This is a genomic window from Escherichia sp. KTE159, from assembly GCF_000408805.1.
GTDB classification, from domain to species: Bacteria; Pseudomonadota; Gammaproteobacteria; order Enterobacterales; family Enterobacteriaceae; genus Escherichia; species Escherichia marmotae.
The window spans coordinates 512,379-525,066 of record NZ_KE137292.1 but is presented as its reverse complement, the minus strand read 5'-3'; the positions used below and the strand labels follow the sequence as shown (position 1 = coordinate 525,066).

Genomic DNA, 12,688 nt, shown 5'->3' with positions numbered 1-12,688 from the left:
TAATCCTGTTGTAGGAATGTGTGATGGGGCGTTTAGTGTGCTAAACGAGAATTAAATAATAAAAAGCCGGGAAGATTTAATTTTCCTCCCAGATTTTTTAAAGTTTATTTATAGCTTGGTTAATTTCAAATAATAATGAGACAATATCTTTCGCAGAGCCATTATAAATGGGAATATCCCAATCAAAATCCTTTATTAAACAAATATAAAACTTCCCATTTATATCAAAAGATGGTCGCCACCCAACATCCAAAAGATACCCACCTGGATATTCAACCTGGAGCATATCTTCCTTAAGTTCATCTCGCTGTTCATTAAGAGGGATACTTTGCTTCAGGGAAAAGTCATTAAAAACAACATTCCCTTTTTTTCCTAAGAAATCAATGTTCATGGTGTTGTTAGCCTTCGGAATTCATCGAGTGATATGGGATGCCCATGTATTTTCCCATCGCTAAGTTCAACTCGAACCCATTGAGATTCTTTACCCTCACTGGCCCCAATAACCAGGGCAAGATTACGAAAGCCCGCTCCCCGCAAGGACTGACGCCAGATAGTTTCTGTCCATGGCTGCTTTTCTCATCTTACGTCTTAACCCTGCCTTGAATACCTTATCATTCGTCAAAATATTAATAGCGATGTGCGTATCCCTGAAAATAATTCTGCTGCATTTCCTCTTCTTATTTTGCAGTCGTCTTCATTCATTACCACGTCCAGACGCCAGTGCAGCTTATTCTCCACGTGCCAGTGATTTCGGATCGCTGTGGCGAACTTCTCTGCGGTTAAATCAGCAGAACTGATATAATATCTGACTATCATTTCGGGCTCTTTCTTTTGTTCTGCTATTATTGACCGAAAGGAGACTGCCACGCATAATTTCTTCAGCCCTTTCCATTCAAACGTGAAATCAATAAGTTCATCAGGGACATCGAAAACAATGTGAAGACGGATTTCTTCTCTGCTGTGACTCTTTTCACTAATTGCGTAACTGTCATGCTCTGGATTATTTAATTCTTTCAGTGGAATTTTTTCCTCAAAGGCTTTATTAAGCCGCCCCTGATTTCCTTTTACAGCGAATAAATAATCACCTCCCTGTTTTTGTATCTTCTCTGCAATATCTTTCTGGCACCCCATCGCATCAGTTGTGATAATTTTTCCTTTAATATCCAACATGTTAAGAAGTTCATGGATAGCTGTGATCTCATTGGATTTCTCATCCGTCTTGATCTGTCCGATGACCAGCCTGTGCATTATTGAGAACGCACTAATAACATGAATCGCTCCCTTGCGGCGACTCTTGTCATAAGAGTGCCGGAGCGTTTTTCCATCAATTGCGATGATGTCTTTATCATCTGAAGAATGGCAGTCACGCATCCAGTTAATAAAGCACTCATGAAATTTTGCAGGACTGATACAGGATACAACTCTGGCAATAGTATCGTGAACAGGAATACCATTTTCAAATTCACCATATTGCTTCAAAAAATCGAGATGTGTTTCCCCGAAATCCTCTATATCTTCCCAACCTTCTGCACCAGAAATAACGGCACAAATAGTCAGCAGTAGAATATCAGATAATTTATGTTCCACTTTCCAGGCTTGTCTGTAATCGGGGATAATAGAAATATGTTCCATCAATTTTTTAAGTTCTATTTTGTTCTCCTTAATTATGTAAGGAGTATTTGATCATGTATAAGCAATGAAAAATAGCTTTAGGTAATAAGGGATATCTCAATTATTGAACATTTAGTGCGAATTATTTAGTACAAAAAAGCTGCGTTACGTGATCTTTCCCTGGCTATATCCATTATTATAACAACGAGCGGATCAGCCTGAAATTAAAAGGCCTGAGTCCGGTAGAATACCGAACCCAGACCCTGAAAGCCGCTTAACATGAACTGTCCAACTTTATGGGGTCAGTCCAAAGGCAAAAAGAACCGTTCCCGGCTGTTAAACTTAGATCTCAACTTCATAGAGACTATTTATAAAAATAGAAAACGATTGACTGATTAAATATACATTACTCATATCTGGTATATCTCCTTCATCAGCTTCAATTTCATGGTCCCAAAAATAAATTTTATTATCATCAGAATTTGGTCCCATGAGTATTAAATCACCTCCAGCATCATGGGCTATAGGAAAAAAATCAGAAGGGATCCTATCTTTGTAGTTATTGTAATATTTTAATAAATTACTATTCTTTTCCTTTCCTAAACTGAGAAATCTATCAACCGAAGATCCATCTTCTTTATTGGAAAAGAATTTAAATGAATTAGGTAAAGGCTGACCACCATTATATTTTAGTAAGAAATTTTTATAGTCATCCGGCAACTTTGATCCGATTTTCCCTTCAAAATCAGATATGCTTTCTGAAGTCGCTGGGTCTTTAGCATTTATGATAGTAATCATATATTAATTTCCTCTTCCTGTTGCAATACCACCAGTATGTCTTACTGCATCATGAATATCAGATGGAACTAATTGCATATATCCTGAGTCCTGATGATGGTGCCAAGTATATCCTTCAGGCCGAGGATTCCCCGGACCATACCCAGCGGCTCTATCAGCCCTAGCAAAATCTATATCTCTAGAAGAACCTAATTCTATACGGGTATTTTTAATCGAATAACGTGAAAAATCAGGGAAACCAGCATGGTTAAATGGGACACCATGGGGGTATTTACCTCTTATATCAACAGGTAACTTACTTGCTGGATATATTCTTCCTGCATATGCACTATTGCTAGGATTACGTCCATTAACTTTCTTCACCATTGGGCCACATTTCAGACCTAATGGATCTATCCACCCCAGCGGATTCGGTGCATACTGATAGAGGTTTATTCCACCAAGCAGCCCTATCGGATCCGTTACTATGAACCGCCCGACATCCGGATCATAGTAACGGTGCAGATTGTAGTGCAGCCCCGTTTCCCTGTCGAGGTACTGCCCCTGGTAACGTAGGTTCTGTTCCACCCTGCCGTGGTCCTTCTCCTGTATCGTGTTACCCCAGACCTGATACCCCGTCTCCCACACGATTTTCCCGTCACTGTCCGTCATCTCTTCCGGCGCGCCGTTCACATCTGTGTGAAAATACAGTATCCGGTTCGGTCCCTCTTTGCCCGCCTTGTCCACCCGCGCCAGCGGTTCATAACTCCCCTGGTCGCTGTAGATATACAGGCGGCTTATCCCCTCCGGCCTGCTCTCCTTCGCCAGCCGCATCCCGTCCCATAAAAATTTTGTCCGGTTGTACGGTTTACCGTCAGGGCTGATGTGCTGTTTTTCCGTCCGCCTCCCCAGCGCATCGTACACATACCGGTACGTTCCCCGCGCTGTCGTCACTTCCACCATCCGGTGTTCCGCATCATAACGGTAACTCTGCGTTCCGCTCCGGCCCTGCTTTTCCACCACCCGGCCGTGTTCGTCATAACGATAGTGCACACCACGGTAAGACAGCAGCCGGTTGAACGGCACCACGCTGTTTTCTGCCGTGGCCCTTTCCCCCGCACGCCTCCCCAGCAGGTTTCCCGCCGCGTCGTACTGCCAGCTCGCCAGATACCCCTCATCCTCCGAACGGCACGCCGTGATGTGCCCCGTCGGGTCGTAAAAGTAATCCTTTTCCCCCCGCCGGCTGTGCCGCGTCTTCAGCAGTTCGTCCTGACCGTTGTAGCTGTACTGCCGGTCCGTGAACGTCTCCGGCACCACCCCGCGCATCCCGCTGTATGTCTCCCTGCGCTTCAGTCGCCCGGCAGGGTCGTAAAGCTGCCGCGTGCTCAGCCGCCCCTGACTTCTGAGCACCTCACGGTGCAGGGCGTCACGCGTGAACTCACTGATAACCTCCCGGTCCAGATTTATCTGCTGGAGATGTCCACTCCCGTAATACAGATGGCGCTGCGTTCTGCCGTCCGGAAAGGTGGTGGCAGTCCGGTTGCTGAGTTCATCGTACTGATGGGTTAAGACGCCCTGCGCCGTCTCCTCGGTCAGCATCCGTCCCAGTCTGTCGTAACTGAAGCGGATAATCTCCGGTGCATCCGTTTCCCCGGCATCCGACCGCTGGCGGCGGATTTCCAGTAGCTGGTCTGCCGCATCATAGATGTATTCTGTACGGCTTTCTGCTGTCTCTTTTGCCGTGAGCCGGCCCGCCGCATCGCGCGCCAGCCGGTGACGGATTTCACCGCCCCGGTCCCCGGTGAACACCACTTCCGTGACCGCGTTCAGCGCGTTGTAACGGTACGCCTGGCGGCAACCGTCCGGGTTTATCTGCTCCGCCAGACGGTCCAGCACATCGTGGCGGAACTGATAGCTTTCTCCGTTCTCGTTTGTCAGCCGGGTCAGCCGCCCGTAAGCGTCGTACCCGAACGCCGTCCTGCGCCCCATTGAGTCCGTCCGGCTGCGCACCCGGCCCTGCCCGTCGCGTTGCCAGCGCGTTATCCTCCCCATCGGGCTGGTGTACTTTACCAGCCTGCCAGCCGCGTCTGACTGGTAATTCACCGAGCGGCCGTCCGCCAGTATCACCTCCACCAGGTGACCGTTGTCGTCATACCCGTAGCGTGTGCTGTGGCTCTGCGCGTCTGTCATCCGTATCAGCCGCGTGCGTTCGTCGTAGAACCAGGTCGTCTGCGAGCCGGAACAATCCGTATGCCGCGTGAGCTGCCCGTCTTCGTTCCACTGAAGGTATTTATTCCCCCCACGGGCATCGGTTATCTGTACCACCTGGCCGTGGCGGTCATACTGATACCGGGTGTTCTGTTGCAGCGGGTCGGTCACGACAAGAAGATTGCCGCGTTCATCGTACTCACAGCGCCAGCTGTTCCCCGCTGCATCCACTTCCGTTTCCGGTTCGTGCCACACCGGGTGCCACTGTGTCTGTGCCACCCGCCCCAGCGGGTCGTGCGTCTCCGTGATATGCCCCAGGCGGTCATACACATAGCGCCATTTGCCGCCCTGAGCGTCGGTCATCCCCAGCAGCAGTCGTTCTTCGTCGCTCCAGCGGAACGTCATCACCTGCCCGGCTTCGTCCTGGTACGCCGTCACCTGATTCTGCGCATCCCACTGATGAAAGCGTGTCCGGCCCGCCCCGTCTGTCACACATACCACACGTTCAGCCATCCGCCAGTCCAGACGGTATCGTGCGCCACTGTCGGTATGGTGGCCCGTCACGCGCCAGCCTGCATCATCCGGCCCTTCATACCAGCCCCACTGGTAATAATACCCTTCGCCGCCGGGCTGCCGGTGCAGCGTCATGCAGTGGTTTTCGTCGTAAGCAAACTCACGCAACAGGTGCCCCGTGCTGTCGTACACGCCGTTCAGGTGGCCAGCCTCGTCATAGTTGTAACGACGCAGCAGTAAAGGTGCAGTATCAGGGAAATGCTGATAAATCTGTGTCACCCGCCGGGGATGCGCCGCCAGTTCGTAATACAGACGGATGCTCGGACGCTGCTGTTCGCCGCGGATTTCAGTGATGCGCCCCCGGTCGTCGTAGTACAGATTCAGACAGTTGCTGTTACGGTCGCCCAGCATTTTCAGCCGCTGGCGCTGCGGGTGATGCGGGTCGGCTTCAAACAGAAAAAAATGTCCATCATCGCTGCTGATAAGCCAGTGCCCCTGCTCACCACGCCGTACTGCCAGTCCTTCACCGGGGCTGTAAAAACCGCTCCCCGGCAGCACGGCTTCCATATCCAGCCGTCGCCCCATACCCGCCACAAAGGTCATGCAGTTTTCGTCCGCGTTACCCGGTGTGCGCTCGAGGCTGACTTCATACATCACGCTCCAGCCCTGACCGAACATCCCATCCGTGCGTTCGTCACGACTGCTGTACACACGCTGCCAGTCCAGCGGAAAGTGGCCCGGCAGGCTGAAATCGAAGTCATCATCATCAGCCAGGTATTTGGCCCCGGTGGCGGCGTTGACCGGATGCGGGAGGGCGCTGATGGCCTTCTGCGTCATCATGCTCATCCCGATACCGGCAGCAAAACAGGCGATTTTAGAAAGCATTTTGCCCGGGCGAAGAAACATCAGCGCCACGGTTGCCACCAGGGTTATCTGCGACCTGCCGCTTCTGATATCCCTGACCACCAGTAACGGACCGCCAATGCGGACATCCGGTGACACAAACGCCCCGTCCCCCGGCGCATTCACCACCCTGGCCTCGCAGGTACAGCGTGCCCCGCTGCGTGCCGCTGGCTGACTGTTGACACGCACATCCCGCGCACCTTCCGCGATATATTCCGCCGCGGGCGGTTCGTCATCACCTTTGAACAGATTACTGATACTACCAATAACCGCATTCACTCCCTGAAAGGCGGTTTCCAGCAGACCGTCCGGACTCAACAGGTTAAGGGCCGTTCCCAGAGGGTCATCCAGAAAGGCGGCTTTTTTTTGTGCGAGTAACTGAGTCAGTGAGGAAGGATGTTTATGGCAGTCGATTTTATCGTCAGGGGTCGGGGTGGAGCCAGGTGCCGCACTGGCCACGGTGGGCTGCCATAGTTCCGACACAAAATGTGTCACGCCATCCACCATCTCAGAACGCCCTTCTTCCGTACTGAGCTGGTCATGCAGCGCCCGGGACATCAGAACAGGTCCAGTCACCGGATGAACCGCCAGGGCTATTGCCCCCGCCATTTCCAGATATTCCCCGGCCACATCCCGGAACGTTCTGGCGTCCTCCTGACGCTGCGCTTCTTCCTGTTCCGCCTTCGCCTGCGCTTCCTGTGCCTCAATCTCCTGCCGCGATGCCGCTGTGGCCGCTGCCCGCGCGGCAGGTTTGCTGTTGATCAATGTGTCACCAGAGCCGGTGAGGATGTAACCTTCAATCTGAGGCGGGAAAAGCATATCTGCGAGGTCTGAACAGGCTTCGCTGACCGTTTCTGTCACGCCGGTGTACACCATCGCCACACCCGCCACAAAACCGGTCAGCAAGACAGCCGTGCACCCCATCGTGATCCCTACTGACGCCGCCAGTAACGAGGTTGCGCCGACAATGAGGGCATCAATAACGACATTTGCGGCCACTTCCAGCACCGCCCCCAGCACATCTGCCATAAACGACGTATGCAGCAGGGCATCACCCTGCCTCGCCGCCCAGAATGCATCTTCCATGTCCCGTTCCCTGTGTGATTAATGCGTCCTGGTTTCCTGCCGTATCCTGAAGCGCAGATTCTTTTTAATTTCAGCCCAACGCGTCATGTCTGCCGGGGTCAGCGGTGTGGTTCTGGCGTAAGTGAAGGCCATCATGACCCGCTCACCCGGCAATACAAATGCCACCTGACACTGATACACCTGCTCGTTCCCCCGGAGAAACTGGCTCTGTATCTCCAGCCCTTCCTCAGCGTCATTAATCCCCACGCGGGTCACCTGCACGGGCGTGTGGTGCAGTTCCCTGACCTGCTTTTCCAGCTTTTTCATTTGCTGTTCAACCTGAGAGGCTAATTCGTCTCCTTCCTGCATCTGACCCCGGCTGATAATGAGTGCGGCGTCGGGATTGCTGAGCCGCAACATATTAATGGTACTGTCCTGAATAATATTCCCGGTGAAAGTTATAACTGTCTCATTGAGGTAATATTCCGTCATAATGGCATGAGTCCTTTTTAATAAACGAATTATTTTTTGATGGGTTTTTATTTATTTTTTAGTCATGAAGGTGACGTCTATTGCTGCTTTGTCGCTCATTTTTATCTTTCCAGCAACAATCACTAAGAATATCAAATAATTATCAATAGTTACGACGACTGGAACGGATACATAGTTATATATTCGATAATTCAATTATATTCAGCGTGTAAATAAAACCACCAACAACAGACACGCTACCGCCTCCATATAAAAATGGATACCTTATAAAATTGAGTTCTTACATAGAAAAGGCTGAAATATTGTGTGTTTTTAATTATCAACTAAAAATACAATATCTTTTTATTAACACCAATACACCTTATCGCATTAGATTCATTAACAATGAATTATTCTTAATATATCAATAAAGTATATATTACTCTTTTTACTATCTACTTTTATTGAAGTAGCGATATTAATAGCAAAATTCGGAATTTATTTAGATGCTGGAGTGAGCAAAAGTGATAGCGACTTTCTCACTTTACACTGAAGTTACAGGAAAGAGTGTAATGGGGTATCCAACCTAACCAGAGATTTCTGACGATAGAGCCGCTTAGAGAGACAATGAGGATAACCGCATTCTGAGTCACCCTTTTAAAAGGGTACTAGCGAAACTTGAAGATAAAACAGTGATGAAATGAAGGCGTCATGAGATCCGTTGATACAGAACGCCTAAGCCAGCCCCGTATACAAGGCGGGCTTAAATGTGCTAGCAATCAGTAAAAATCACCGGTTGCCTTTTCGGCTTGATCCATCCACACCGGTTTATCGCTGGTTTTCGACCAGACGCGGTGCAGGTAGCTGTAAAAGCGGGCGCGGTCTTTCCAGAAAAGCATGAAAGGCAGCGCCAGAACGCCCGCTGCAACCGCATAAGTACGGCGTAAAAAGATAAGCCATGCAGGATATTCTTTATAGAGTTCCATACTTTTCTCCCCCTTTTTTTGTATCTACCCGGTGAATGACACCGGAAAAATGAATTCGTTTATCTGATGAAAATAGTACCGCCTTTTGTGTAATTTTACTACTCATCCGACCACTTATTTTTGCTTATTGATGGTTTATTTACATTCACCGTGTAATTAAGTTACACAAAAGTTAAAATGATACTAACCATTAGTTAAATCATGGCTTTTGCCATTTTTATACTTTTTTTACACCCCGCCCGCAGATTTTTGCGAAATCTTTGCAGCCACAATTCTACCCTTCCGGTATCACTTTTAGGCCACTGGAGGTGCACTGTGAGTGCAGGCGTGATAACCGGCGTGTTGCTGGTGTTTTTATTACTGGGTTATCTGGTTTATGCCCTGATCAATGCGGAGGCGTTCTGATGGCTGCGCAAGGGTTCTTACTGATCGCCACGTTTTTACTGGTGCTGATGGTGCTGGCACGCCCTTTAGGCAGCGGGCTGGCACGGCTGATTAATGATATTCCTCTTCCCGGTACGGCAGGCGTTGAACGCGTACTCTTTCGCGCACTTGGCGTCTCTGACCGTGAGATGAACTGGAAGCAGTATCTGTCTGCCATTCTCTGCCTGAACCTGCTGGGACTGACGGTGCTGTTTTTCATGCTGGTCGGTCAGCACTATCTGCCGCTTAATCCGCAGCAACTGCCGGGTTTGTCGTGGGATCTGGCGCTGAATACTGCTGTCAGCTTTGTCACCAACACCAACTGGCAGTCTTACAGCGGCGAAACAACGTTGAGCTATTTCAGTCAGATGACGGGCTTAACGGTACAAAACTTTCTTTCTGCCGCCAGCGGGATTACGGTGATTTTCGCCCTCATCCGCGCGTTTACCCGCCAGAGCATGAGCACACTGGGCAATGCCTGGGTCGATCTGTTACGCATCACGTTATGGGTGTTAGCCCCAGTGGCGTTGTTGATCGCCCTGTTTTTTATTCAACAAGGTGCGCTGCAAAACTTTCTGCCTTATCAGGCTGTGACAACCGTTGAAGGGGCACAGCAATTGTTACCGATGGGGCCGGTGGCTTCTCAGGAAGCGATCAAGATGCTCGGTACTAATGGCGGTGGTTTCTTTAATGCCAACTCGTCGCATCCGTTTGAAAACCCGACTGCACTGACCAACTTCGTGCAAATGCTGGCGATCTTCTTGATCCCAACGGCGCTTTGCTTTGCCTTTGGCGAAGTGGCGGGCGATCGTCGTCAGGGGCGCATGTTGCTGTGGGCAATGTCGGTGATTTTTGTCATCTGCGTGGCCGTGGTGATGTGGGCAGAAATTCAGGGTAATCCTCATCTGTTGGCGCTGGGCGCAGACAGCAGCATCAATATGGAAGGTAAAGAGAGCCGTTTTGGCGTACTGGTCAGTAGCCTGTTTGCGGTCGTGACTACGGCGGCTTCCTGCGGCGCAGTGATTGCGATGCATGATTCGTTTACCGCTCTCGGCGGCATGGTGCCGATGTGGTTGATGCAAATTGGTGAAGTGGTATTCGGCGGCGTGGGTTCTGGCCTTTACGGCATGATGCTGTTCGTCCTGCTGGCGGTGTTTATTGCCGGGCTGATGATTGGTCGCACGCCGGAATATCTGGGTAAAAAAATCGACGTGCGCGAGATGAAACTGACCGCGCTGGCGATTCTGGTTACCCCAACGCTGGTGCTGATGGGCGCGGCGCTGGCGATGATGACCGATGCCGGACGTAGCGCCATGCTCAACCCTGGCCCGCATGGTTTTAGCGAAGTGCTGTACGCCGTGTCGTCCGCCGCCAACAACAACGGCAGTGCCTTTGCCGGATTAAGCGCCAACTCACCGTTCTGGAACTGCTTACTGGCGTTCTGCATGTTTGTCGGGCGCTTCGGGGTGATTATCCCGGTGATGGCGATTGCCGGTTCGCTGGTGAGTAAAAAGAGCCAACCCGCCAGCTCCGGTACACTGCCAACGCACGGCCCGCTGTTTATTGGCCTGTTAATCGGCACCGTGTTGCTGGTTGGCGCACTGACCTTTATCCCTGCCCTGGCGCTTGGTCCGGTGGCGGAATATCTCTCCTGATGATATTGAGTGAGCACTGAATATGAGTCGTAAACAACTGGCGCTATTCGAACCAACACTTGTCGCCCAGGCGCTGAAAGAAGCGGTGAAAAAATTAAGTCCGCAGGCGCAATGGCGCAATCCGGTGATGTTTATCGTCTGGATCGGCAGTCTGCTGACCACCTTTATTAGTATCGCGATGGTGAGCGGTGCGATGCCCGGCAATGCGCTATTTAGCGCGGCAATTAGTGGCTGGCTTTGGGTCACCGTGCTGTTCGCCAATTTCGCAGAGGCGCTGGCGGAAGGCCGCAGTAAAGCGCAGGCCAACAGTCTGAAAGGGGTGAAAAAAACCGCCTTTGCTCGCAAGCTGCGCGAGCCGAAATATGGTGCTGTGGTAGACAAAGTTCCGGCCGATCAACTGCGTAAAGGCGACATCGTGCTGGTAGAAGCGGGCGATATTATCCCTTGCGATGGTGAAGTTATTGAAGGTGGCGCATCGGTCGATGAGAGCGCCATCACCGGGGAATCGGCACCGGTGATCCGTGAGTCCGGCGGCGATTTTGCCTCCGTCACTGGCGGCACGCGTATTCTTTCTGACTGGCTGGTAATTGAGTGCAGCGTTAACCCCGGCGAGACGTTTCTGGATCGGATGATCGCGATGGTGGAAGGCGCACAACGACGCAAAACGCCGAACGAGATTGCCCTGACCATTCTCCTGATTGCCCTGACCATCGTCTTTTTACTGGCAACCGCAACGCTATGGCCATTTACCGCCTGGGGCGGTAACGCAGTCAGCGTGACGGTACTGGTAGCGCTGCTGGTCTGTCTGATCCCAACAACTATCGGCGGCTTGCTGTCAGCTATCGGCGTCGCCGGGATGAGCCGGATGCTGGGCGCGAATGTGATCGCCACCAGCGGACGTGCAGTTGAAGCTGCGGGCGACGTGGACGTCCTGCTGCTGGATAAAACCGGCACCATCACCCTCGGTAACCGCCAGGCATCAGAGTTTATCCCCGCGCAGGGCGTGGAGGAAAAAACGCTGGCCGACGCAGCACAACTGGCTTCGCTGGCCGATGAAACGCCGGAAGGCCGCAGTATTGTGATCCTCGCCAAGCAGCGTTTTAACCTGCGCGAGCGCGATGTGCAGTCGCTCCATGCCACCTTTGTACCCTTTACTGCGCAAAGCCGGATGAGTGGGATCAACATTGATAACCGCATGATCCGTAAAGGTTCTGTCGATGCCATTCGCCGTCATGTCGAGGCTAACGGTAGCCACTTCCCTGCCGATGTCGACCAAAAAGTCGATCAGGTTGCGCGTCAGGGTGCCACGCCGCTGGTAGTGGTGGAAGGTTCTCGCGTGCTGGGCGTTATTGCGCTGAAAGATATCATCAAAGGTGGCATTAAAGAGCGTTTCGCCCAACTGCGCCAAATGGGCATTAAAACGGTGATGATTACCGGCGATAACCGTCTGACCGCCGCCGCCATTGCAGCGGAAGCGGGCGTCGACGATTTCCTTGCCGAAGCGACACCAGAGGCCAAGCTGGCGTTGATTCGTCAGTACCAGGCGGAAGGCCGTTTGGTGGCAATGACTGGCGACGGCACCAACGATGCCCCAGCGCTGGCGCAAGCCGACGTCGCGGTGGCGATGAACTCCGGCACTCAGGCGGCGAAAGAAGCGGGCAATATGGTGGATCTCGACTCCAATCCGACCAAGTTGATCGAGGTGGTGCATATTGGCAAACAGATGCTGATGACCCGTGGTTCGCTTACGACCTTCAGCATTGCCAACGATGTGGCGAAATACTTCGCCATTATTCCGGCGGCGTTCGCGGCAACGTATCCGCAGTTGAATGCGCTGAACATCATGCGCCTGCATTCGCCCGACTCCGCCATTCTCAGTGCAGTTATTTTCAATGCCTTGATTATCGTCTTTTTGATTCCCCTGGCATTAAAAGGCGTGAGTTATAAACCGCTTACCGCTTCTGCCATGTTGCGCCGTAACTTATGGATTTACGGTATGGGTGGGCTGCTGGTGCCGTTTATCGGTATCAAAGTCATTGATTTACTGCTGACCGTTTGCGGTCTGGTGTGAGGTTT

General features: G+C 51.4%; 8 protein-coding genes and 2 pseudogenes. 4 read left to right on the top strand and 6 right to left on the bottom strand.

The annotated features are described in order from the left end of the window. Nucleotides 1-97 precede the first annotated feature (97 nt). Complete coding sequence (locus tag A31E_RS18880) at nt 98-391, bottom strand: hypothetical protein (protein ID WP_016248474.1); 294 nt, start codon at nt 389-391, stop codon at nt 98-100. 123 nt (nt 392-514) lie between these two features. Continuing rightward, nucleotides 515-1,650 (bottom strand): annotated as a pseudogene (locus A31E_RS0122220) (ISAs1 family transposase). A gap of 146 nt (nt 1,651-1,796) precedes the next feature. Between A31E_RS0122220 and A31E_RS23885 the strand changes: the two are divergent. Then, nucleotides 1,797-1,889: pseudogene (locus A31E_RS23885) on the top strand (IS3 family transposase); the annotation flags it as partial. Between the two features lie 64 nt (nt 1,890-1,953). Here the strand turns inward: A31E_RS23885 and A31E_RS18885 are convergent. The 4 genes from A31E_RS18885 to A31E_RS18900 form a co-directional block, all read right to left on the bottom strand. After that, nucleotides 1,954-2,409 (bottom strand): SMI1/KNR4 family protein, encoded by a 456-nt coding sequence (locus tag A31E_RS18885; protein WP_016248472.1) that lies wholly within the window; start codon nt 2,407-2,409, stop codon nt 1,954-1,956. Nucleotides 2,410-2,412: 3 nt separating this feature from the next. Next, on the bottom strand, nt 2,413-7,098 hold the full coding sequence (locus tag A31E_RS18890) for an RHS repeat-associated core domain-containing protein (RefSeq protein WP_016248471.1): 4,686 nt from the start codon (nt 7,096-7,098) through the stop codon (nt 2,413-2,415). 18 nt (nt 7,099-7,116) lie between these two features. After that, entirely contained in the window at nt 7,117-7,569 is a 453-nt protein-coding gene (locus A31E_RS18895) for a DcrB-related protein (protein ID WP_000141610.1), read from the bottom strand. Nucleotides 7,570-8,327: 758 nt separating this feature from the next. Then, complete coding sequence (locus A31E_RS18900; RefSeq protein ID WP_000424791.1) at nt 8,328-8,534, bottom strand: YbfA family protein; 207 nt, start codon at nt 8,532-8,534, stop codon at nt 8,328-8,330. Between the two features lie 315 nt (nt 8,535-8,849). Between A31E_RS18900 and kdpF the strand changes: the two genes are divergently transcribed. Genes kdpF through kdpB form a run of 3 tightly spaced genes read left to right on the top strand, consistent with a single transcriptional unit; the run spans nt 8,850 to nt 12,683 of the window. Further along, the gene (kdpF, locus tag A31E_RS0122215) at nt 8,850-8,939 is read left to right on the top strand and encodes a K(+)-transporting ATPase subunit F (protein ID WP_001272653.1); all 90 of its coding nucleotides are present in this window, start codon (nt 8,850-8,852) and stop codon (nt 8,937-8,939) included. Continuing rightward, nucleotides 8,939-10,612, top strand: a complete 1,674-nt coding sequence (gene kdpA / locus A31E_RS18905) for a potassium-transporting ATPase subunit KdpA (RefSeq protein ID WP_016248470.1) — start codon at nt 8,939-8,941, stop codon at nt 10,610-10,612. Before kdpF ends, kdpA begins: the two co-directional genes overlap by 1 nt. Nucleotides 10,613-10,634: 22 nt before the next feature. Continuing rightward, nucleotides 10,635-12,683, top strand: a complete 2,049-nt coding sequence (gene kdpB, locus A31E_RS18910; protein ID WP_016248469.1) for a potassium-transporting ATPase subunit KdpB — start codon at nt 10,635-10,637, stop codon at nt 12,681-12,683. Nucleotides 12,684-12,688 lie beyond the last annotated feature (5 nt).